General features: G+C 63.9%; 23 protein-coding genes and 1 riboswitch. Of the genes, 19 read left to right on the forward strand and 4 right to left on the reverse strand.

The features are described from left to right. Nucleotides 1–34 precede the first annotated feature (34 nt). The 4 genes from B5V03_RS31515 (at nucleotide 35) to B5V03_RS31530 (ending at nucleotide 4,702) form a co-directional block, all read left to right on the forward strand. Nucleotides 35–1,093 (forward strand): ABC transporter substrate-binding protein, encoded by a 1,059-nt coding sequence (locus B5V03_RS31515; protein ID WP_129274299.1) that lies wholly within the window; start codon nucleotides 35–37, stop codon nucleotides 1,091–1,093. A gap of 22 nt (nucleotides 1,094–1,115) precedes the next feature. Next, nucleotides 1,116–2,378, forward strand: coding sequence for an ABC transporter permease (locus tag B5V03_RS31520; protein WP_129274300.1), 1,263 nt, complete (start codon nucleotides 1,116–1,118; stop codon nucleotides 2,376–2,378). Beyond that, nucleotides 2,375–3,205, forward strand: a complete 831-nt coding sequence (locus tag B5V03_RS31525) for an ABC transporter permease (RefSeq protein ID WP_164988418.1) — start codon at nucleotides 2,375–2,377, stop codon at nucleotides 3,203–3,205. The genes B5V03_RS31520 and B5V03_RS31525 overlap by 4 nt, the downstream gene beginning before the upstream one ends. Before the next feature lie 288 nt (nucleotides 3,206–3,493). After that, nucleotides 3,494–4,702: an ABC transporter substrate-binding protein gene (locus tag B5V03_RS31530; protein ID WP_129274301.1), complete on the forward strand. Its 1,209-nt coding sequence runs from the start codon at nucleotides 3,494–3,496 to the stop codon at nucleotides 4,700–4,702. Between the two features lie 173 nt (nucleotides 4,703–4,875). On the opposite strand, the gene B5V03_RS31535 is transcribed toward B5V03_RS31530, so the two are convergent. Continuing rightward, a complete protein-coding gene (locus B5V03_RS31535) occupies nucleotides 4,876–5,400 on the reverse strand; it encodes a PRC-barrel domain-containing protein (RefSeq protein ID WP_129274302.1) in 525 nt (174 codons plus the stop codon). A gap of 246 nt (nucleotides 5,401–5,646) precedes the next feature. Then, nucleotides 5,647–6,213 carry a hypothetical protein gene (locus B5V03_RS31540; RefSeq protein ID WP_129274303.1) on the reverse strand — a complete coding sequence of 189 codons (567 nt, stop codon included), beginning with the start codon at nucleotides 6,211–6,213 and terminating at the stop codon, nucleotides 5,647–5,649. 181 nt (nucleotides 6,214–6,394) lie between these two features. Here B5V03_RS31540 and B5V03_RS31545 point away from each other — a divergent pair, with 181 nt between their 5' ends. Further along, nucleotides 6,395–7,165, forward strand: a complete 771-nt coding sequence (locus B5V03_RS31545) for a response regulator (protein ID WP_129274304.1) — start codon at nucleotides 6,395–6,397, stop codon at nucleotides 7,163–7,165. Between the two features lie 13 nt (nucleotides 7,166–7,178). Beyond that, nucleotides 7,179–8,504 carry an ATP-binding protein gene (locus tag B5V03_RS31550; RefSeq protein ID WP_129274305.1) on the forward strand — a complete coding sequence of 442 codons (1,326 nt, stop codon included), beginning with the start codon at nucleotides 7,179–7,181 and terminating at the stop codon, nucleotides 8,502–8,504. 9 nt (nucleotides 8,505–8,513) lie between these two features. Here B5V03_RS31550 and B5V03_RS31555 read toward each other — a convergent pair whose 3' ends face one another. Beyond that, on the reverse strand, nucleotides 8,514–8,714 hold the full coding sequence (locus B5V03_RS31555) for a hypothetical protein (protein ID WP_129274306.1): 201 nt from the start codon (nucleotides 8,712–8,714) through the stop codon (nucleotides 8,514–8,516). A gap of 227 nt (nucleotides 8,715–8,941) precedes the next feature. On the opposite strand from B5V03_RS31555, the gene B5V03_RS31560 reads away from it, so the two are divergent. The 11 genes from B5V03_RS31560 (at nucleotide 8,942) to B5V03_RS31610 (ending at nucleotide 18,555) form a co-directional block, all read left to right on the forward strand. Beyond that, nucleotides 8,942–9,481, forward strand: coding sequence for a lytic transglycosylase domain-containing protein (locus tag B5V03_RS31560; protein WP_129274307.1), 540 nt, complete (start codon nucleotides 8,942–8,944; stop codon nucleotides 9,479–9,481). Nucleotides 9,482–9,507: 26 nt separating this feature from the next. Further along, a riboswitch (TPP riboswitch) is annotated at nucleotides 9,508–9,636 on the forward strand. Continuing rightward, nucleotides 9,624–10,634: an FAD-dependent oxidoreductase gene (locus B5V03_RS31565; RefSeq protein ID WP_129274308.1), complete on the forward strand. Its 1,011-nt coding sequence runs from the start codon at nucleotides 9,624–9,626 to the stop codon at nucleotides 10,632–10,634. Its footprint overlaps the riboswitch before it by 13 nt. Continuing rightward, nucleotides 10,625–10,822 carry a sulfur carrier protein ThiS gene (gene thiS / locus B5V03_RS31570; protein WP_129274309.1) on the forward strand — a complete coding sequence of 66 codons (198 nt, stop codon included), beginning with the start codon at nucleotides 10,625–10,627 and terminating at the stop codon, nucleotides 10,820–10,822. The genes B5V03_RS31565 and thiS overlap by 10 nt, the downstream gene beginning before the upstream one ends. Before the next feature lie 177 nt (nucleotides 10,823–10,999). Continuing rightward, complete coding sequence (locus B5V03_RS31575; protein WP_129274310.1) at nucleotides 11,000–11,782, forward strand: thiazole synthase; 783 nt, start codon at nucleotides 11,000–11,002, stop codon at nucleotides 11,780–11,782. After that, nucleotides 11,769–12,377: a thiamine phosphate synthase gene (locus B5V03_RS31580; protein ID WP_129274311.1), complete on the forward strand. Its 609-nt coding sequence runs from the start codon at nucleotides 11,769–11,771 to the stop codon at nucleotides 12,375–12,377. Before B5V03_RS31575 ends, B5V03_RS31580 begins: the two co-directional genes overlap by 14 nt. A 184-nt stretch (nucleotides 12,378–12,561) precedes the next feature. Then, a complete protein-coding gene (gene thiC / locus B5V03_RS31585) occupies nucleotides 12,562–14,460 on the forward strand; it encodes a phosphomethylpyrimidine synthase ThiC (protein WP_129274312.1) in 1,899 nt (632 codons plus the stop codon). A 162-nt stretch (nucleotides 14,461–14,622) separates the two neighbouring features. Further along, on the forward strand, nucleotides 14,623–15,765 hold the full coding sequence (locus B5V03_RS31590; RefSeq protein WP_129274313.1) for a CBS domain-containing protein: 1,143 nt from the start codon (nucleotides 14,623–14,625) through the stop codon (nucleotides 15,763–15,765). A gap of 39 nt (nucleotides 15,766–15,804) precedes the next feature. Continuing rightward, nucleotides 15,805–16,332: a mismatch-specific DNA-glycosylase gene (locus tag B5V03_RS31595; RefSeq protein ID WP_129274329.1), complete on the forward strand. Its 528-nt coding sequence runs from the start codon at nucleotides 15,805–15,807 to the stop codon at nucleotides 16,330–16,332. A gap of 237 nt (nucleotides 16,333–16,569) precedes the next feature. Further along, nucleotides 16,570–17,217 carry a glutathione S-transferase family protein gene (locus B5V03_RS31600; RefSeq protein WP_129274314.1) on the forward strand — a complete coding sequence of 216 codons (648 nt, stop codon included), beginning with the start codon at nucleotides 16,570–16,572 and terminating at the stop codon, nucleotides 17,215–17,217. Nucleotides 17,218–17,454: 237 nt separating this feature from the next. Further along, a complete protein-coding gene (locus B5V03_RS31605; protein WP_129274315.1) occupies nucleotides 17,455–17,847 on the forward strand; it encodes a hypothetical protein in 393 nt (130 codons plus the stop codon). Between the two features lie 12 nt (nucleotides 17,848–17,859). Further along, entirely contained in the window at nucleotides 17,860–18,555 is a 696-nt protein-coding gene (locus B5V03_RS31610) for a glutathione S-transferase family protein (protein ID WP_129274316.1), read from the forward strand. A gap of 127 nt (nucleotides 18,556–18,682) precedes the next feature. Here B5V03_RS31610 and B5V03_RS31615 read toward each other — a convergent pair whose 3' ends face one another. Then, nucleotides 18,683–19,117 carry a hypothetical protein gene (locus B5V03_RS31615; RefSeq protein WP_129274317.1) on the reverse strand — a complete coding sequence of 145 codons (435 nt, stop codon included), beginning with the start codon at nucleotides 19,115–19,117 and terminating at the stop codon, nucleotides 18,683–18,685. 491 nt (nucleotides 19,118–19,608) lie between these two features. Between B5V03_RS31615 and B5V03_RS31620 the strand changes: the two genes are divergently transcribed. Next, complete coding sequence (locus B5V03_RS31620; RefSeq protein WP_129274318.1) at nucleotides 19,609–19,992, forward strand: RidA family protein; 384 nt, start codon at nucleotides 19,609–19,611, stop codon at nucleotides 19,990–19,992. A gap of 155 nt (nucleotides 19,993–20,147) precedes the next feature. After that, nucleotides 20,148–20,408, forward strand: a complete 261-nt coding sequence (locus B5V03_RS41775; RefSeq protein ID WP_164988419.1) for a hypothetical protein — start codon at nucleotides 20,148–20,150, stop codon at nucleotides 20,406–20,408. Nucleotides 20,409–20,462 lie beyond the last annotated feature (54 nt).

The following is a 20,462-nucleotide window of genomic DNA, read 5'->3' on the forward strand; positions in this document are numbered from 1 at the left end:
TCAACGCAACGCAGATGAAGAAGGAACAACGACCATGCTGAAGCGCAAGACTGGCAAGATTGCTCTGGGTTTCGCCGCAGTGCTCAGCGCCAGCGCGGCGCTGGCCACGGTCGCGCAGGCGCGTGACCTTACCATCGTGTCGTGGGGCGGCGCTTATCAGGATGCCCAGAAGAAGGTCTATTTCGAGCCCTTCAAGAAGGCAGCCGGTATACCGATGAACGACGAATCCTGGGACGGCGGCGTCGGCGTATTGCGCGCCAAGGTGCAGGGTGGCGCCGCCACCTGGGACGTCGTCCAGGTCGAGAGCGACGAGCTCGCGGTCGGCTGCGAGGAAGGCCTGTTCGAGAAGCTGGATTATTCCAAGATCGGTGGCGAGGCCGCCTATATCCCGCCGTCGGTCAACGCTTGCGGCGTCGGCGCCATCCTCTATGACTTTGTGCTCGGCTACGACAAGGACAAGCTGAAGGAGGCCCCGGGCGGCTGGGCCGACTTCTTCGACATGAAGAAGATTCCCGGCAAGCGCGCCCTCCGTCAGGGCCCGAAGACCACGCTGGAGATTGCGCTGATGGCCGACGGCGTCGCACCGAAGGACGTCTACAAGGTGCTGGCGACCGACGAGGGCATCGAGCGCGCGTTCAAGAAGCTGGATACCATCAAGGGCGACATCGTCTGGTGGAAGGCCGGCGCCCAGCCGCCGCAATTGCTCGCCTCCGGCGAGGTCGCGATGACCTCGGTCTACAATGGCCGCATCGACACCGCGAACAAGAACGAGAAGAAGAATTTCGGCATGGTGTGGGACGGCGCGCTCTTCACCCTCGACAGCTGGGTCATCCTGAAAGGCAGCCCGAACAAGGACGCCGCCTACAAGTTCCTCGACTTCGCGGGCAAGGCGGAGAACCAGTCGAAACTGTCAGAGAACATTGCCTATGGCACCTCGAACAAGGACGCAGCCGGTCTGATTCAGCCCGCCGTTCTGAAGAACCTGCCGACCGCGCCTGACAACATCAAGAATGCGGTCGAGATCAACGTCGGCTTCTGGCTCGAGAACATCGACCGCCTGACCGAGCGCTTCAACAAATGGGCCGCGAAATAGCGCGCCCAGCAAGGCTCGACCCATGACGGATGCGCTCTTGACCGGCGCCGATGCGTCGACCGAGGTGCCGCTCAAGCGCCGATTGAGACGTGCGGAGCGAACACGCCAGGTCAAGGCATTGGCGCTGGTAGCGCCGCTTCTGCTGTTTCTGCTCTTCACCTTCGCAGGCCCGATCGCCGGCATGCTGTGGCGCGCCGTCGATGACCGGGAGGTACGCCAGGTCCTGCCTCAGACCATAGCGGCTCTCGCCAGTTGGGACGGCAAGGACCTGCCGGACGAACAGGTCTATGCTGCGCTGGCAGGCGACATCCTGGCAGCGCGCACCGCCGGCACCATCGCCATCGCGGCCAAGCGGCTCAATTACGCGCTGAATGGTTTTCGCACGATCCTCACCAGCACCGCACGCAATCTGAAGGCGGCGCCGGAGCCCGGCACGGCCAGGGAGACGCTGGGCAAGATCAACCCCGCCTGGCGCGAACGCGCCACCTGGACGACGATCAAGGACGCCAGCGGTCCTGTGACCGGCTTCAACCTTTTGTCGGCGCTCGATCTGACGCGGAACGCGGACGGCGCGATCGTCGCAGCCGCGCCGGATCAGGCGATCTACCGCGACATCTTCGCCCGCACCTTCCTCATCAGCCTCGCGGTCACCGCGTTCTGCCTGATCCTCGGCTTCCCGGTCGCCTATTTGCTGGCGACGCTGCCGCCGGGCCGGTCGAACCTGCTGATGATCTTCGTCCTGCTGCCGTTCTGGACGTCGCTTCTGGTCCGCACCTGCGCCTGGATCGTGCTGTTGCAGAGCAAAGGCGTCGTCAACGACAGCCTGCACTGGCTTGGCATCATCGACGCGCCGCTGCGCCTGATCTACAACCGCTTCGGTGTCTGCGTGGCGATGACCCACGTGCTCCTGCCGTTCATGATCCTGCCGCTGTACAGCAGCATGAAGGCGATCTCGCCTGCTTACATGCGGGCCGCCGCCTCGCTCGGCGCGCCACCGCTCACCGCCTTCCTGCGCATCTACCTGCCGCAGACCCTGCCCGGCATCGGTGCCGGATGCCTGCTCGTCTTCATCCTCGCGCTCGGCTACTACATCACGCCGGCCCTCGTCGGCGGCGCCGCCGACCAGATGATCAGCTACTTCATCGCGCTCTACACGACCGAGACAGCCAATTGGGGCCTTGCTTCGGCGTTGGGTGCGGTGCTGCTGCTGGCAACAATTCTGCTCGCTCTCGTCTACGGCAAGCTGGTGCAGGGACAGCAGGTCACGGGAGGGATGAAGAATTGAGCGACAATTCCTCCCTCCGCACGCCGAGCCAGCGCATCGCGTGGAGCGCGACCATCGTCATCTCCACGCTGGTGTTCATCTTCCTGATCACACCCATCCTTGCGATCATGCCGCTGTCCTTCAGCTCGGGCTCGTACCTCACCTATCCGCTGCCGGGCCTGTCCTTGCGCTGGTACGACGATTTCATCAATTCGCCGCGCTGGATGAATTCGCTGAAGAACAGCATGATCATCGGCGTCGCCTCGACGCTGCTGTCGATGGTTCTCGGCACGCTGGCAGCTCTTGGGCTGGCGCAGTGGAAGAGCCGCCTCAAGCCACTGGTGCTGGCTTTCGTGCTGTCCCCGGTCGTCGTGCCCGGCGTCATCACCGCAGTCGGTCTGTATTTCTTCTTCGCACCGATCGGACTGACCGGCAGCTATCTCGGCTTGATCCTGGCCCACACCGCGCTCGCGACGCCCTTCGTCGTGATCACGGTCGGTGCGACGCTGCAAAGCTTCGACACCAACCTCGCACGCGCCGCCGCCTCACTCGGCGCCTCACCGCTTTATGCGTTCCGCCGCGTGATCCTGCCGCTGATCCTGCCCGGCCTCGCGTCAGGCGCACTGTTCGCCTTCGCGACCAGTTTTGACGAGGTGGTGATCGTGCTGTTCATGGCAGGGCCGGAACAGCGCACCCTGCCGCGCGAAATGTTCAGCGGCATCCGCGAGAACATCAGCCCGACCATCACGGCAGCGGCGGTGGTCCTGACGACGGTCTCGGTCATCCTCCTCGCCACCCTGGAAGCCTTGCGCCGACGCAACGAACGGCTCAAGGGCAGCAGCACCTGAGCGGCAGCGTTCTTCTTCTCCCCTTGTGGGATGGCGCGAAGCGCCGGATGAGGAGTATCTATCCGCCCATTCAATGACAGTGGGACTCGCGGAGAGGGACCCCTCACCCATCTCGCCGCTATCGCGGCGAGCCACCCTCTTCCACAAGGGGAGAGGGCAAGAACACCGCCTCCCCCTACTTATTTCTCAACCCTCCCCCACGCGTCCCGGGCTTTGCTGCCGCGATCGATTGTCGCTAGAACGGTCCTCGCAACAACGCCCAAACAACAATGCTGAGGGAGAAAACATATGCAAAAACTCATCGCCGCAGTCGCGGCCGGGCTCGCGCTTGCCGCGACGTCCGGCGCCGCGCAGGCGCAGATTTCCGACGATGTCGTCAAGATCGGCGTGCTCACGGACATGTCGAGCCTCTATGCGGACGCGACCGGCAAGGGCTCGCTCGCCGCGGTCGAGATGGCGGTCGCCGATTACGGCGCCAAGGTCGCCGGTAAGCCCGTGCAGGTCGTCGCAGCCGATCACCAGAACAAGCCCGACGTCGGCGTCAATATCGCCCGCAACTGGTACGACAACGACAAGGTCGATGCGATCTTCGACGTACCGACCTCCTCGGTGGCGCTGCCGATCTCGGCGCTGACCCGCGAGAAAAACAAGATCCACATCAATTCCGGCGGCGGCTCCTCCGACATCACCGGCGTTGCCTGCTCGCCCAACACGGTGCACTGGACCTACGACACCTATGCGCTGTCGAACGTCGCAGGCCGAGCGATGGTGAAGCGCGGCGAGGACAGCTGGTTCTTCGTCACCGCCGACTACGCCTTCGGCATGGCGCTGCAGCGCGACGCCGCCAATGTCGTCAAGGAGAGCGGCGGCAAGGTGCTCGGCGAGGTCCGCCATCCGCTCAACTCGTCGGACTTCTCCTCCTTCCTGCTCCAGGCCCAGGCCTCCAAGGCCAAGGTGGTCGCACTGGCCAATGCAGGCGGCGACACCACCAACGCCTTGAAGCAGGCCGCCGAGTTCGGTCTGACGCAAGGCGGCCAGAAGATGATCGCGCTGTTGCAGGAGATCACCGACACGCACTCGCTCGGCATCAAGGCGACGCAGGGCCTGATCGTCACCGACGCCTTCTACTGGGACATGAACGAGGAGACGCGCGCCTTCTCGAAGCGCTTCAACGAGAAGGTCGGCCACATGCCGACCATGATCCAGGCCGGGCTCTATTCGGCGACCATGCATTATCTGAAGGCGATCGAAGCGATCAAAACCGACGAGGCGCCGAAGGTGATGGAGCAGATGCGCGCCACGCCGATCAACGACTTCTTCGCCAAAGGTGGCAAGATCCGCATCGACGGCCGCATGGTCCACGACATGTATCTGTTCGAGGTGAAGAATCCGGAGGAATCCAAGGGCGAGTGGGACCTCTACAAGCTGATCGCCACCGTGCCCGGCGACGAAGCCTTCCGCCCGCTCGACAAGGGCGGCTGCCCGCTGGTGAAGTAGGCTCCGTCATTGCGAGTGCAGCGAAGCAATCCAGAAATGCGTCCGCGGCAACAGTCTGGATTGCTACGTCGCAAGTGCTCCTCGCAACGGCGGAGAAAAAACACACACGACAGCGCGCCCGGTGAAAACCGGGCGCGCTTCGTTTAGGCACTCACGCGATCCGTATTACTCCATTACTCCGAGTACTTGAACTCGGGCAGGTTCTTCAGCTCGTCCTTGCTCGCATTGAACACGGCATGGTCGGGATACCACTTTGAGCCCGACGAGGTGGTCGTGGTCGTCGTGGTCTTCTCGGTGCCGGTCGCAGCGCCCGTGGTCGTGCTAGCCGCGGGCCTGGTGCCCGGGGCCGCGCCGGGGCTGGTATAGGCCACGGCCTCATTGACGAATTTCAGCTTCTCGTACGGCACCGCGACGAGATGCTCGCCCATGCCCAGGAAGCCGCCGACGCCGATAACGGCGATCTTGACGTTGCCGGACTTGTCCATCAGCAGATCGTTGATCGAGCCGATGTTCTCGTTGGCATCGTTGTAGACCTTTACACCCGCCATCTTCGAAACACGCCACTCACCCGACGCAGTCGTAGTTGTCGTCGTGGCAGTGGCCGCCGCCTTGTCGGTCGTGGTCGTCGATTGCGCGAACGCAACGGTCGCAAGAAGTGCCGTGCCGGCGAGGCCGGCGGCGATCGATTTCATCAACATTGTTGTCCTCTCCTTCAGCAGAAAACTTATGCGGAGAGAACAGCGCTGATCACGCTCGGTTCCTGAGATGCGGCAATTTCGTCGCGCAACAATGGCGCTGCATTGCAACGAGAGTTCCCGCGCGCGCGGGAACGTTCCAGATGCACAATTCCCCGCCGACGCCGTGCGCCCTGGGTGAAGCACGAGCGCGGCGGGGAACGCGCCGACCTGCGTCGCCAGGTCAGCTCTGAAAGTCAGCTCTTGAAGTCAGCTCTGGTAGTCGATCAAAAGTGCGGAGAAATCCGAGCTGCTCGATGCGCTCGTCGAGCTGCCATTGGCTCCATAGGACGAGCTCGACGATTGCGCCTGCTGCAGCGCCTGGAGGAACTGCTCGAGCAGCTTGGCCGTGCTGCTCTCGGTCGAGTTGCTGCTTGTCGAATCCGTGGTCGATGTCGACGGCGAGTCCGAAGCGGAGCTGCCATCCGACGGCGGCGGACCGGGCGGGGGGCCGCCGGGCCCCTTGGCGAAGGCGGACTGAAATATGCCCTTCAGCTCGGTGGCCTGGTCCGACGTCAGCGTCCCGTTCGAGACCTCGCCGGAGATGAGGTCGTCGATCTTCGACTTCAGGCCGTCCCTGGACGGCTTGGTGCCGCTCGACTGATCGCTGGAGCGGCTCTGCTGGAGCGCCGTATCGATGTCTTGCAGGGCGGTCGTGAGGGCGGATTGGTCCGACGACGAAATCGTGCCGCCGGACACTTCCGATTGCAATTCCTGCTGCAGCTTTTGCAGCGGGGACTGGTAATGACCGGCGGAGGCCGCCGAAATCGAGGTCATGCTGACACCGTGATTTTTTGCGGGGTTTCGTACGCGACTGCGCCACGATATGGTTAACGGCCTTAACGAGACCTTGCCGCTCCACTGCCTGCTCGTTGCGGCGTGTTACGCAGAGACGTCCAGAAACAATCTGAAACAAAAATCTTCGCCTTTTGGCCCGAATCTTGGACAAACAAAGCGCATGGCCATTCCCAATCCCAACATCCTGGTCGTCGAAGACGACCGCGAAACCCGGACGTTGATTGCGAAATACCTGCGCAACAACGCCTGCAACGTCACCGCCGTGAGCGATGGCCGCGAGATGTCGCGCGCCATGGCCGATCATCGTGTCGACCTCATCATCCTCGACGTCATGCTGCCCGGCGAGGACGGCTTGAGCCTCTGCCGCAAGGTGCGTGCGGAGGCGCAGACGCCGATCATCATGCTGACCGCGCGCGGCGAGGACGTCGACCGCATCGTCGGCCTCGAGATGGGCGCGGACGACTATTTGCCAAAACCCTTCAACCCCCGCGAGCTGCTCGCGCGTATCAACGCGGTGCTGCGCCGCCAGGCTGCCGCACAGGCGGCAAGCTCGATCGAAGGCGCCTCGACGCTCGCCTTCGAAGGCTGGCGCATTGATCTGCGCCTGCGCGAGCTGCGCAATCCGGAAGGCGCGCGCGTCGCGGTGACCAGCGCCGAGTTCGATCTGCTCAGGACGTTCTGCGAACGGCCCGGCCGCGTGCTGTCGCGCGACAGCCTGCTCGACCTCACGCAGGGCCGCAACACCGGCTCGTTCGAGCGCTCCATCGACGTGCTGGTCAGCCGCATCCGCCGCAAGATCGAACCCAACCCCGCCGATCCCACCATCATCAAGACGGTGCGCTCCGGCGGTTATCTGTTCACGCCGAGAACTGAGCCGGCAAGGACTGAAGCTGCAAGCACGGAAGCGGTCACTGCGCCTCTGAGCAGCTGACGGAACGCCGACGATGAGACCGTTCGGGTTCTTCCATCTCAAGGGTATCGGCGGGCAGATCGCCGCGCTGGTGCTGGCTTCCACCGTCACGCTCCATCTCGTCGTCACCACCGCCTTCCTGATCAGCCGGCCGGACCGCCCGGACACGCCGCCGGACGGCGCCCATCAATTGACCGATGCCGCGCTGCTGCTCGGCTCGGCCGATGCTGGCGAGCGGCCGCGCCTCATCGCCGATCTCGCCCGAGCCTTCCCCAAGCTCGGCCTCGAGACGATCGCGCCCGGCACGGCGACGACCGTCGACGAGAGCGAAGGCATGCACGTGCACGGCATGCGCCGCCACCTCGGCCAGGCCTACAAGGTGATGCAGCTCGGTCCCGAAGGCGGCGCGCGGCGCATCGGCGTGCAATTGCCCGACGGCGCCGTCATCGCCGGTCGTGTCGACGGTGGTCCGCGCCCCTGGTTCTGGGGCGCGCCGTGGCTGATCACGCTGATGACGGCGTTCATCTCGATCTCCGTGCTCGGCCTGTGGGCGGCGCGCGCGCTGGCGGCGCCGCTGTCGTCCTTCGCCAAGGCCGCCGAGAATTTCAGCCTGGACGGCACCGCCGAGCCGCTGCCCGAGCGCGGCCCGGAGGAGATCCGCTCGGTGGCGCGCGCGCTCAACCGCATGCACGAGCGGATCGCGCGGCTGATGTCGGATCGCACCCGGATGCTGGCTGCGATCAGCCACGATCTGCGCACGCCGATCACCCGGCTGCGCCTGCGCGCCGAGTTCATCGAGGACGAAGGCAACCGCAAGCGCATCCTGATCGATCTCGACCAGATGCGCTCGATGCTGGAAAGCGTGTTGTCGCTGCTGCGCAACGACCGCAAGATCGAGGCGCTGACGCTGGTCGACATCGCCAGCACGCTCCAGCTTATCGCCGACCAGTTCGGCGACATGGGCCATGTCGTGCACTACGAGGGCCCGCTATCTGCAACCGCTGTCGCGCGTCCCGATGATCTGCATCGCGGTATCACCAACCTGGTCGAGAACGCGGTACGCTTCGGCGCCGAGGTCACGGTCCGCCTCGACATATCAGGCACAAAACTCGTCATCGACGTCGAGGACGACGGCCCCGGCATTTCGGACGCGCGCAAGCAGGAGATGCTGGAGCCGTTCGTGCGCGGCGACGACGCCCGCACCATGGACGATTCCACCGGCTTCGGCCTCGGCCTGTCGATCGCGCGCGCGATCGCACTCGCCCATGGCGGCGAGCTGTCGCTGCACGACCGCGCGCCGCACGGTTTGATCGTGCGGATGCAATTGCCGGTGTGGCAGCAGCCGCGGCTGGCGGCTTAAGCCAGCAACTCAGGCTGCGAGCGGCGGATGCTCGATCGCGTGCTCATCGAAGATCGCCACGGCCTCGAAGCGGTAGCCGCAGGCTTGGCACTGCCAGAGATAGGAAACGCGGCCTTCGCCTGGCTCGATCCAGTCCGGGAACGGGATCGGTGTCCCGCATTGTGCACACGGGTTCTGCATGGGGATGTCGCCGATGTTTGCTCGGGTCATGGACGTCCTCCCGAATGCTGTTGAAGAGCGATTTTTGGGCGAATGCACGAATGGACAGACCTGCTGTCGCGTAACCTGCTCCGCCAGCTCGAAACTTAGCTTAGGTTTGAGTCGTAAAAACGACGGCGCGGCGAAAATCCGGCGAGGCGGCGTTTCGCCACATCATCGCCGTGTTCCCACGTCCTAACGCGCATGGGTGCAGGCCCGTTCTGCCGAGGAACATTACAATGAAAATTTTACGCATTGCCGCGCTGCTCGCGGCCGCACTGGCGTTGCCGCAGGCTGCATTCGCGGGCCAAGCCGAATATTCCGAGATGGTCGCGGCGCATGCGCGCGCCAACGGCGTGCCGGAAGCGCTGGTGCACCGCGTGATCATGCGCGAGAGCCGCTATCAGCCTGGCCTCGTCGGTCATGGCGGCACCATCGGCCTGATGCAGATCAAGCTCGCGACCGCCCGCGGGCTCGGTTACACCGGCGATGCCGCCGGGCTCCGTGACCCCAACACCAACCTCACCTACGCCGTGAAGTACCTCGCCGGCGCCTATCACGCCGCCAATGGCGACCACGCCCGAGCCGTGCGTTATTTCGCGGGCGGCTATTACTATGTTGCAAAGCGGCAGCGGCAGGAGATGGTGCAGCAGGCCAGCACTGAGACCTGGCTGGAGCCGAACGGCAACCCGCAGCCGATGTTCGGCAACGTCCCGCACCGCAAGCTGGCCCAGCGTGTCCGCAATGCGCGGGCGCAGGTTCCCGGGAACATGCGTTGACACCAGCCGTCACTGGCCTACATTAGAGCCGTTCCGAGGGGTGCTCCGAGGAGGAGCTGAGATACCGCTAAATGGGCAAATCCGCCCAGGACCGCGGTGACCCTTTGAACCTGATCCGGGTCATGCCGGCGAAGGGACAGGGATGTTGCAGACGACAAAACGTCCGGATTCACCGGTATCCATCATCGGCGCAGGCATTGCGGGAGCCTGGCAAGCGCTGTTGTTCGCGCAGGCCGGCCATCCCGTGACGCTACACGAGCGCGGTGACGCCGCCATGACCGACGCCACCAGCCACTGGGCCGGCGGCATGCTGGCGCCTTATTGCGAGGCGGAGGTCGCCGAGCCCGTCATCTCCAGGCTCGGCCGGCGCTCCCTCGCCATCTGGCGGCGCGAATTGCCCGACACCCCCTTCAACGGCTCCCTCGTCGTCGCCCATCCGCGCGAGCGCAACGACTTTGAGCGCTTTGCGCGGATGACCGAGGGCCATCGCCGGCTGGATGCAGCCGGCCTCGCCGCGCTCGAGCCGTCGCTGGAAGGCCGTTTTCGCGATGCGCTGTTCTTCCCGACCGAGGGCCATGTCGAGCCGCGCCGCGTGCTGCCGAAACTGCACGAGCGCATCGTCGCCGCCGGCGGCACCATCAAGTTCGACAGCGACGTCACGGCCGAGGATCTGGACGGCCTAGTGATCGACTGCCGCGGCCTCGGCGCGCGCGACGAGCAGCCTGAGCTGCGCGGCGTCAAGGGCGAGATGATTTTGATCGAGACCGCCGAGGTGCAGCTGTCGCGCCCGGTGCGGCTGATCCATCCGCGCTGGCCGCTCTACGTGATCCCGCGCGAGCAAAACCTGTTCATGCTGGGCGCGACCTCGATCGAGGCCGAGGACACCGGCGTCAGCGTCCGCTCCGCGCTGGAGCTGTTGGGCGCGGCCTATGCGGTGCACCCCGCCTTCGGCGAGGCCCGCATCGTCGAATTCGGCTCGGGCCTGCGGCCCGCCTACCCCGACAATCTGCCGCGCATCGGCATTCGCGGCGACGAGATCAGCGTGAACGGGCTCTACCGCCACGGCTTCCTGATCGCGCCGGCGCTCGCCGAGCTGACGCTGCAATACGTCCAGCGCGGCCAGATCGACAACGAGGTGATGCAATGCGCGTGATCGTCAACGGCGAGCAGCGCGAGATCAATGCGGCAAGCGTCGACGCGCTGCTCGCCGAGCTCGACTACGAGGGCACCCATTTCGCCATCGCGCTGAACTACGACGTCGTGCCGAAGAGCCGCTGGGCCGAGACCAGCCTGAAGGCCGGCGACGAGATCGAGATCATCACGCCGCGGCAGGGAGGATGATGTGATGATGTTGTCGCTCCACACTCCACTGTCATCGCTCGGCTTGACCGGGCGATCCAGTACGCCGCGGCCCCTCCGTATCACGGCACGGCCTCTGGAATACTGGATCCCCGCCCCCCGTGCGCAATTGCGCACCAGGCGGGGGATGACACCGTCATTCAAGGAGACACCTTCATCATGGTGACCTTCTACGGCAAAACCTTCGCCTCCCGCCTCCTAATCGGCAGCGCGCTCTATCCTTCGCCTGCGATCATGCAATCGGCGATCCGCGCCTCCGGCTCGAACATCGTCACGGTGTCGCTGCGCCGCGAATCCGCCGGCGGCAAGTCGGGCGATGCGTTCTGGAAGCTGATCCGCGAGCTCGACGTCACCGTGCTGCCGAACACCGCCGGCTGCCGCAGCGTGCGCGAGGCCGTGACCACCGCAAAGCTCGCGCGCGAATTGTTCGGGACCAGCTGGATCAAGCTCGAAGTGATCGCCGACAACGACACGCTGCAGCCCGACATCGTCGGCCTGGTTGAAGCCGCCACCATCCTGATCAAGGACGGCTTTGAGGTGTTCCCCTACTGCACGGAAGACCTCTCGGTCGCCAACCGCCTGGTCGATGCCGGCTGCAAGGTGGTGATGCCATGGGCAGCGCCCATCGGCAGCGCGAAGGGCATCACCAATCGCGATGCGCTCAAGCTGCTGCGCGAGCGCCTGCCCGACATCACGCTGGTGGTCGACGCCGGCATCGGCGCGCCCTCGCACGCAGCCGAAGCGCTCGAGCTCGGCTATGACGCCGTGCTGCTCAACACGGCCATCGCCAAAGCCGCCGATCCCGTCGCGATGGCCAACGCCTTCCGCCTCGGCTGTGAGGCCGGCCGCACCGCTTACGAAGCCGGGCTGATGAATGCCCGCGACTTCGCTTCCCCTTCCACCCCTGTCGTTGGGACCCCGTTCTGGCATGCCGTATCCTGATCGTTTTTACCCTGTGGTCGACAGCCTCGCCTGGGTCGAGCGCCTGACCAGGCTCGGCGTCGGCACCATCCAGCTGCGCGCAAAGGACCTCGACGACTCGCAAGCGCTCCAGATCGTCACCGATGCGCTGGCGATCACGAACGGCACGCAAGCCAAGCTGGTCGTGAACGATTATTGGCGCGCGGCCGTCGTTGCCGGCGCAAAATATCTGCATCTCGGCCAGGAGGACCTTGCCGACGCAGACCTCAACGCGATCCGCGAGGCAGGCCTGTCGCTCGGCATCTCCACCCATGACGACGCGGAGCTCGCGACCGCGCTCGCCGCAAAACCCGATTACGTCGCGCTCGGCCCAATCTTCTTCACCACGCTGAAGTCGATGCGCTTCGAACCGCAGGGCATTCCAAAAATCACGGAATGGAAGAAGCGCATCGGCAACATCCCGCTGGTCGCGATCGGCGGCATCAAGTTCGAGCACGCCGCGGAGATTTTTGCCGCGGGCGCGGATTCGATTGCGGTGGTGTCCGACGTCACCCAGAGCGCCGACCCGGATGCGCGGGTGCGGCAATGGCTCGGCCTCTCCACGGAGGCCGCGTGATGCACATAACACCCTGTTCAATCCGTCACCCTGAGGTGGCCGCTCCTTCAGCGGCCCTCGAAGGGCGACGGCCCGGCTCCATCCTTCGAGGCTCGCCCTGCGGTGCACTTGCACTGCATGGCTCGCACCTCAGGATGACGAACAGCACGCGACGACGCGATAATCATATTCAACGGAGGATCCCATGAACATCCGCTCCAACCCCGACAAGACCGTCCCCGCCGTCACCACCGGCCCGCTTCCCTCCTCGCGAAAAATCTTCGCGACCCCGGACGCCGCGCCTGATATCCGCGTGCCCTTGCGCGAGATCATCCTCTCAGAAGGTGCCGGCGAGCCGAACCTGCCGGTCTACGACACCTCCGGTCCCTACACCGATCCGTCCGTGACCATCGACGTCAACGCCGGCCTCGCGCGTGACCGCAAAAAGTGGGTGCTGGAGCGCGGCGGCGTCGAGGAATATGACGGGCGCCAGATCAAGCCCGAAGACAATGGCAGCGTCTCCACCGACAAGGCCGCGCGCGCCTTCTCGGCCTATCACAAGCCGCTGCGCGGCCTCGACGGCCACAAGATCACCCAGCTCGAGTTCGCCCGCGCCGGCATCATCACCAAGGAGATGATCTACGTCGCCGCCCGCGAAAATCTCGGCCGCAAGCAGCAGCTCGAGCGCGCGGAGCAGGCGCTGGCCGACGGCGAGAGCTTTGGCGCCGAAGTCCCCGCCTTCATCACCCCGGAATTCGTGCGCTCGGAGATCGCGCGCGGCCGCGCCATCATCCCCTGCAACATCAACCACTCCGAGCTCGAGCCGATGATCATCGGCCGCAACTTCCTCACAAAAATCAACGCCAATATCGGCAACTCCGCGGTGACATCGTCGGTCGAGGAAGAGGTCGAGAAGATGGTGTGGGCGATCCGCTGGGGCGCCGACACCGTGATGGACCTCTCGACGGGCCGCAACATCCACACCACCCGCGAATGGATTCTTCGAAACTCGCCGGTGCCGATCGGCACCGTTCCGATCTATCAGGCGCTGGAGAAGTGCAACGGCGATCCCGTGCAGCTGACCTGGGAGCTCTACAAGGACACGCTGATCGAGCAGTGCGAGCAGGGCGTCGACTACTTCACGATCCACGCCGGCGTCCGCCTGCAATACATCCACCTCACCGCCAGCCGCGTCACCGGCATCGTCAGCCGCGGCGGCTCGATCATGGCGAAGTGGTGCCTGGCGCATCACAAGGAAAGCTTCCTCTACACCCATTTCGACGAGATCTGCGACCTCATGCGCAAGTATGACGTCTCGTTCTCGCTCGGCGACGGCCTGCGTCCCGGCTCGATCGCCGACGCGAACGACCGCGCACAGTTCGCGGAGTTGGAGACGCTCGGCGAGCTCACGAAGATTGCGTGGGACAAGGGCTGCCAGGTCATGATCGAAGGCCCCGGCCACGTGCCGATGCACAAGATCAAGATCAACATGGACAAGCAGCTCAAGGAGTGCGGCGAAGCGCCGTTCTACACCCTCGGGCCCCTGACCACCGACATCGCGCCGGGCTATGACCACATCACCTCAGGCATCGGTGCGGCCATGATCGGCTGGTTCGGCTGCGCCATGCTCTGCTACGTCACGCCGAAGGAGCATCTCGGACTGCCTGACCGCAACGACGTCAAGGTCGGCGTCATCACCTACAAGATCGCGGCCCATGCCTCCGATCTCGCCAAGGGCCACCCGGCCGCGCAACTGCGCGACGACGCGCTCTCCCGCGCCCGTTTCGACTTCCGCTGGAGCGACCAGTTCAACCTCGGCCTCGACCCCGACACCGCAAAAAACTTCCACGACGAAACCCTGCCGAAGGAAGCCCACAAGGTCGCCCATTTCTGCTCGATGTGCGGCCCAAAATTCTGCTCGATGAAGATCACGAAGGACGTGCGGGACTACGCGGCGACGCTGAACGATCCGAACAGCATCGGCATGTCGATCAGCGGGACCGCCGAGGACGGCATGGCCAGGATGAGCGCGAAGTTCAAGGAGATGGGCGAGAGCTTGTATCTGGATGCGGCGAAGGTGAAGGAGAGTAATCGGGTGTTGTGAGGGCACCAGGTTATTGCTGCGCGACACCGGAACGGATGCCGCGCAGCTTCATAATGGAAGTACGCCCTGTGGGAGTTTACCCGCAGATAGAAACAACCTTTGCTTGCAATATGCTTTCTGCGTCAATAAGCTTTCGCTATATTAATTGGAACCTTTGATGCCATGTTCATTCCCGACAAGCTGCACTGGGCTGCCGATCGTTTGAGAGCGGGGCGGCGCGTTAACCGCATTACAGTTCGAGATTTCTTGGGAATTTTTGGAGCTGAGCGCCGTGGCTCAATAAAGGTTCAGGCCATTCGGGAAGCTCTCGATGCCTTGAACCTTACCACTGATCCTGATTTTGAATTGACTTGGATCGACGAACCTATTTGGCTTCGACTTAAAGATGGCGCCCAAGTTGCAGCGGCTCCAAACATCACCATCGAAGGTATTGCCAGCGATGCGGAGCTTGAGGGATCGGCAACATCGCCAGCTCAAGCCGCCGTGCCGGCCGAGCCTCCGCTTACATCGACCGCACCTGAAACCCCCACTCGTTCGGAAATTGTAGATGGCCTTTCTGGGGACGATCCGACTTTTCGCATCGGAAGCCTCCCTGCCGCGAACAAAGCTTTGATTGCAATAAGCAACGATGCCCCGCTCAACAAAGCCATCACGCTGATGCTCCAGTACGACTTTTCGCAGCTTCCCGTGATGCAAGGAGAGCGCGACGTAAAGGGTGTAATAACTTGGAAGTCGATTGGCCTGAAGCTCGCAATGGGACAAAAATGCGTGTCGGTCGGCGATTGTCGTGAAGAAATACGAATTATCGACTCGAACCGAACGTTGTTCGAAGCCATTCCAACAATTGTCGAGTTTGGTTATACGCTTGTACGAAATCAGCAAGATCGTCGCATCACGGGTATTATAACAGCGAGTGACCTTAGCCTCCAATTTCAGTCGCTTTCTGAGCCATTTCTCCTGCTGAGAGAAATAGAACTACACATCCGGCGAATCTTGGGAAAAAAGGTCACTGAGTCCGATTTCCAAATTCTCGAAGGCGCTGCACCTTCGAATCGCAAGGTTAGCCAGATAGAAGAACTCACTCTTGGGCAATACATCAGACTGTTTCAGCATCCGGACATTTGGACGAAGCTAGCGCTAAGCATTGACGCCACTGAGTTTGTTCAGCTACTTGATCAAGTCCGAGAAATACGGAATGAGGTCATGCATTTCGATAGGGATCCAATGACAAAGGATCAGCTGGACACGTTGAAGCGCGCAACACGGTTCATGCAGCACCTTTACGAATTCATTCCAAGTCACTAGTTGCGCGTGGCACGCCTCTTTGCTTCTCCCGGAGCCAGAATCTCGTCCCTCTCGGAAGCTCTTCTCGAAAGACTCCCCGACCAGCTCCGCCTCAACCTCCGCCTCGTCTTCGTCGGCACCGCCGCCTCGACGCGCTCGGCTGAACTCGGGCACTACTACGCCCATCCCGGCAACCGCTTCTGGCGCGCGATCCATGAGGCCGGGATTACGCCGCGGCGGTATCAGCCGGGCGAGTTCGCATCGTTGATCGAGCTCGGGATCGGCTTCACCGATCTGTCCAAGTCGGGCGCCGGGATGGATCATCAGATCGCGGCTGAGACGATCGACGTATCAGGCTTCAGGACCAAGATCGAAAAGTATCGGCCGAGGACGATTGCGTTCACGAGCAAGAGGGCGGCGAGCTTGTTTTATGGCAGGCCGTCGAGCAGGATCGCGCTGGGGCGACAGCCGCGCGACGAAAGCTTGCCGGAGATCTTCGTGCTGCCCTCGCCGTCGGGTGCGGCGTCGGGGCATTGGACGATCGAGCCGTGGCGGGAGCTTGCGGCATGGATCTATCGCGCGCGCTGAACGGTTTAATCCCGGGGCGCCTCCGCCCTCGTGTCCCGGGCAAGCGCAGCGCAGACCCGGGATCCAGAGGCTCCGGGCACGGATCCGTCATGGGCCCGGCTCTGCAGCGCATCACGCCGCAAGTGGCGGCGCGCTGCGCTGCGTCCGGGGCACACCACCACTCTCATTTCGCACTAGCCTGTCGGAAACTGCGTCCGTCGTTCGTCCTCTGTAAACAGACCACCCCGGAGCCCCCCGATGCCCACCATCACCGCCTTCGAAAGCTCACCCGACCGCGGCAGGGGACAGGCGCGCGACATGCGGGTTCGCTGGGCGCTCGAGGAGGTTGGGCAGCCCTACGACGTTCGCCTCGTGTCGTTCGCGGCGATGAAAGAACCGGCGCATCTTGCGCTGCATCCGTTCGGGCAGATTCCGACCTTCGAGGACGGCGACCTCGCCCTGTTCGAGACTGGTGCGATCGTGCTTCATATCGGCGAGCGCCACGCCGGGCTGCTGCCGCTTGAGGCGAACGCGCGGGCCCGCGCGATCGCGTGGATGTTTGCCGCGCTGAACACGCTGGAGCCGCCGATCGTCGAGCTCGGGATGGCGATGCTGTTCGAGCGCGACAAGAGCTGGTACGCGGAGCGCCTGCCCATGCTCCAGGAGCGCGTCCGTACTCGCCTCGGCGAATTGTCCCGTCGCCTCGGCCGTGCCGACTGGCTCGATGGCGCCTTCAGCGCCGGCGATCTCATGATGGTCACGGTGCTACGAAGGTTGAACACATCCGGCCTGCTGGACGAGTACGCCGACCTCGCCGCCTATGTCGCGCGCGGCGAGGCGCGGCCGGCGTTCCGGCGGGCGTTTGATGCGCAGCTGGCGGTGTTCAGGGCTGCGTCGGGTTCGTAGGGTGGAGTAGCCGCGCGGCGGCGCGAAGCGCTGTCCGCGCTGCGTAACCCACCGCTTCTGTTTCCGCAGCTACCGATATGGTGGGTTACGCCTTGCGCCGTCACGCGTGGAGGGAGCGCGCTTGTGGGCGGCTAACCCACCCTACGCCACTGTTGCAAGCGTCTCACCCCGGCGATACGACTCGAGATGGAAGAGCCTGATATCAACCGGGCCGCATCATCCAGGGAAGGCACCGCCATGAGCGAGGATCTGACCGGTGTCTGGGACGGCAGCTACATTCAACCGGGCACCGGAATGGTCACGTTCACGGCGACGCTGGTCGAATCCAGCGGCGCGCTCAGCGGTGATGTCACCGAGCCCTGCTCGAACCCGCGCTGCCCGCTCCGCACCCACAACGCCTCGATTGCGGGCCAACGCTCCGGCAGTGCGGTCTCTTTCGTCAAACGTTACGAGCCGCCCGGCTACGGCTTCGACACGGTGCATTACGAAGGCACTGTCAATGCCGAGGTCACCGAGATCGACGGGCGCTGGCGGCTGCCGGGCTTTTCCGGCGCGTTCCTGATGATCCGCGCCGGCAAGGCTGCGCAAGCCGTCAAGACAGACAAGCGGGCCAAGGTGCCATCGCGCTGAAGGGAGCGACAGATGCTGACCCTCTACTCCTACCCAGACCTGTTCGGCGTCGCCGACAACAACGGCTACGGCCTCAAGGTCTACGCCTTCCTGAAACTCGCCGGCGTGCCGTTCGTGCACGAGCATGTGTTCGATGCCTCCACGGCACCGCGCGGGCAGCTGCCCTATGTCGTCGACGACGGCGAGACCATCGGCGACAGCGAGACCATCATCGCGCACGCCATCGCGAAATACGGCCTGGGCATCGATGCGGCGCTGTCAGCCGAGCAGCGCCGGACCAACCACTTCGTCACGCGCATGCTCGACGACCTCTATTGGGTCATGTCCTATTCGCGGTGGAAGGACGAGCGCTATTATCCGGCGTTTCGCGACGGCTTCATCGCGCAGCATCCGCAGATCAATGCCGACGGATTCGAGAAGGCGAAAGCGTATAACGCGCAGCGCTATCACTACCAGGGCATCGGCCGCTACACGCCCGATCAGGCTTACGCGCGAGGGTTGGCCGACTTGCAGGCCCTGGCGGAGATCGTGCCCATCGCTGGCTTCGTGCACGGCGCGAAGCCGACCAGCTGTGATGCCGGCATCTACGGCTTTGTCGCCAACATCCACTATTTTCCGATCCCGACACCGCTGAAGGCGTTCGTCGATGCGCACGCAAACCTCGTCAAGCATTGCGAGGCGATTCATGCGATGGTCGGAAGATCGTAATTCGTAGGGTGGGTTAGCCGAAGGCGTAACCCACCTCTTCTGTTTCCACGGCGGCGGAATGGTGGGTTACGCCGGGCGACCGCGCTTCGCGCAGCCGCACGGCTAACCCACCCTACGGCACCGCCTTCTACCGCATCGTGATCGCGAGCCCGCTGAGATCGGCGTTCGCCATCAGGCCGACCTGCGTGCCCGACAGTTCCAGCACCGCGCCCTTCTGGTTGGTCAGCACGATGGCGCGGGCGCCGCGGCCGACCGCGATGCCGGCGCCGGCGGCCCCGTAGACACCGGCGACATCGGAGGGCCGGTTGATGTTGGAGACGCGGCCGCGCAGCACGGTCCTGGAGCCGCCGAAGACGAGGCCGTAATCGAGCCCGCCGGTGGAGAGCGAATAGGCGCGGCCGCGGAAGTTCAGCACGCCCGAGCCGCCGGACCCGCCGATGATCCAGCCCGCCTTGTAGATCGTCAGCACCACGGTGCCGCCGTCGGCCATCGCCGAGGTCGAGAGGCCGGCAAGCGCGGCAAGGCCGACCAGCGCGGCGCGAAGGGTGGTGGCGATCTTCATGGAGTATCTCCGGGGGCTATTTTTCAAAGGAGGAAACGAATCAGACGCGACAAATCTATCCGATCGATCGCGGCGGCAACATGATGGGTGGACGTGAGGCGCGAGGTGCAGCAACCCACTCAGCTGTCATCGCCCGGCCAGTGCGCAATTGCGCACTAGGACCGGGCGATCCAGTATTCCAGAGACGCTTGTGATTGGATCGAGAGACCGCGGCGTACTGGATGCCCCGGTCAAGCCGGGGCATGACGGCGGAGTTTGAGGCTCCACACCGACCACCGCCAGCATGCCATTCTGCCCCTGTTTTGCCCGACGGCGCAAGCAAAAATTTCGCGCTTCCCGAATTCGAGAAAACCATCAATGATTTCCGCTATGTCCCTACTGTGCATGGGGTTGTTTTCGAATTTTTGTTTCTGCCTCCTCTCCCGAATGCCGATTGCATCTCCCCTGCATGTCGCTACCCTCACGCGTCTCAGCCCTTCCGAGGTGATCCCATGCCGATCCAGCATTTCGCGCCCCCGCCCCACGTGAAGGCGCCGCCGCTGTCCTTTGCGACGCGCGTCGGCGACCTCCTGTTCGTCTCCGGCATTCCCGGCTTCGACGCCAATGGCGCGCTACCCGACGGTTTCGAGACGCAGTTCGCCAATGTCGTCGTCAACATCAATCGGGTGCTGGACGAGGCCGGTGCAACCGTCCGCGACCTCGTCAAGGTCAACGTGCTCCTGACCCGCGCCTCGGACGTTGCCGCCATGAACGCGCTCTATGCCGGCGCCTTCGGCCCGCCGCCCTATCCTGCCCGCACGACTTGCGTGGTGCAGGCGCTGCCGGATCCGAAAATGCTGATCGAGATCGAGGCGGTGGCGTCGCTTTCGAAGTGAGCTGCGCCGGGGGCGTGTGACTTGCCGGGCACTCGGCCGAACCAAGTTGCCTGCTCCGTCTGACATATCCGTGAACGGCCGCTCCCCCGCTTGCAAAGGGCCTGCTTTTACCGCACGAATTTTCGAGCCACACTTCCCCCACAAGGAGATACTTCATGCGTCGCGTTCTCGCCCTTTGTGCCGTTGCCGGCATCGCCACCTCCGTGTTCGCCGCGCCGGCCTCGGCGGCGGTCGGCTATTACGTGATCCGCTGGGACAACACCGGCATCTGCCAGGTCTGGAACGAAGACCTGAAGTACAAACCGTTCCAGTGGGGCGTCTCGACCTACAAGGTCGTCAGCAAGCCGCTCCCGACCTTCACGGCCGCCTCCGACCTCCAGATCAAGCTGCGCGCCGAGCGCAAATGCACTCTCTAGGCTTCACGCGACAGATCGGATTTCGAGGGCGGGCTGCGCGAGCGGTCCGCCCTT

Origin of the sequence: Bradyrhizobium betae, from assembly GCF_004123905.1 — a bacterium.
Classification (GTDB): domain Bacteria; phylum Pseudomonadota; class Alphaproteobacteria; order Rhizobiales; family Xanthobacteraceae; genus Bradyrhizobium; species Bradyrhizobium betae_A.

Coding starts and splice junctions, on each gene's coding strand:
- B5V03_RS31515 (WP_129274299.1), top strand. CDS start 35: ATGCTGAAGCGCAAGACTGGCAAGATTGCTCTGGGTTTCGCCGCAGTG.
- B5V03_RS31520 (WP_129274300.1), top strand. CDS start 1,116: ATGACGGATGCGCTCTTGACCGGCGCCGATGCGTCGACCGAGGTGCCG.
- B5V03_RS31530 (WP_129274301.1), top strand. CDS start 3,494: ATGCAAAAACTCATCGCCGCAGTCGCGGCCGGGCTCGCGCTTGCCGCG.
- B5V03_RS31535 (WP_129274302.1), bottom strand. CDS start 5,400: ATGTTGATGAAATCGATCGCCGCCGGCCTCGCCGGCACGGCACTTCTT.
- B5V03_RS31540 (WP_129274303.1), bottom strand. CDS start 6,213: ATGACCTCGATTTCGGCGGCCTCCGCCGGTCATTACCAGTCCCCGCTG.
- B5V03_RS31545 (WP_129274304.1), top strand. CDS start 6,395: ATGGCCATTCCCAATCCCAACATCCTGGTCGTCGAAGACGACCGCGAA.
- B5V03_RS31550 (WP_129274305.1), top strand. CDS start 7,179: ATGAGACCGTTCGGGTTCTTCCATCTCAAGGGTATCGGCGGGCAGATC.
- B5V03_RS31555 (WP_129274306.1), bottom strand. CDS start 8,714: ATGACCCGAGCAAACATCGGCGACATCCCCATGCAGAACCCGTGTGCA.
- B5V03_RS31560 (WP_129274307.1), top strand. CDS start 8,942: ATGAAAATTTTACGCATTGCCGCGCTGCTCGCGGCCGCACTGGCGTTG.
- B5V03_RS31565 (WP_129274308.1), top strand. CDS start 9,624: ATGTTGCAGACGACAAAACGTCCGGATTCACCGGTATCCATCATCGGC.
- thiS (WP_129274309.1), top strand. CDS start 10,625: ATGCGCGTGATCGTCAACGGCGAGCAGCGCGAGATCAATGCGGCAAGC.
- B5V03_RS31575 (WP_129274310.1), top strand. CDS start 11,000: ATGGTGACCTTCTACGGCAAAACCTTCGCCTCCCGCCTCCTAATCGGC.
- B5V03_RS31580 (WP_129274311.1), top strand. CDS start 11,769: ATGCCGTATCCTGATCGTTTTTACCCTGTGGTCGACAGCCTCGCCTGG.
- thiC (WP_129274312.1), top strand. CDS start 12,562: ATGAACATCCGCTCCAACCCCGACAAGACCGTCCCCGCCGTCACCACC.
- B5V03_RS31590 (WP_129274313.1), top strand. CDS start 14,623: ATGTTCATTCCCGACAAGCTGCACTGGGCTGCCGATCGTTTGAGAGCG.
- B5V03_RS31600 (WP_129274314.1), top strand. CDS start 16,570: ATGCCCACCATCACCGCCTTCGAAAGCTCACCCGACCGCGGCAGGGGA.
- B5V03_RS31605 (WP_129274315.1), top strand. CDS start 17,455: ATGAGCGAGGATCTGACCGGTGTCTGGGACGGCAGCTACATTCAACCG.
- B5V03_RS31610 (WP_129274316.1), top strand. CDS start 17,860: ATGCTGACCCTCTACTCCTACCCAGACCTGTTCGGCGTCGCCGACAAC.
- B5V03_RS31615 (WP_129274317.1), bottom strand. CDS start 19,117: ATGAAGATCGCCACCACCCTTCGCGCCGCGCTGGTCGGCCTTGCCGCG.
- B5V03_RS31620 (WP_129274318.1), top strand. CDS start 19,609: ATGCCGATCCAGCATTTCGCGCCCCCGCCCCACGTGAAGGCGCCGCCG.
- B5V03_RS41775 (WP_164988419.1), top strand. CDS start 20,148: ATGCGTCGCGTTCTCGCCCTTTGTGCCGTTGCCGGCATCGCCACCTCC.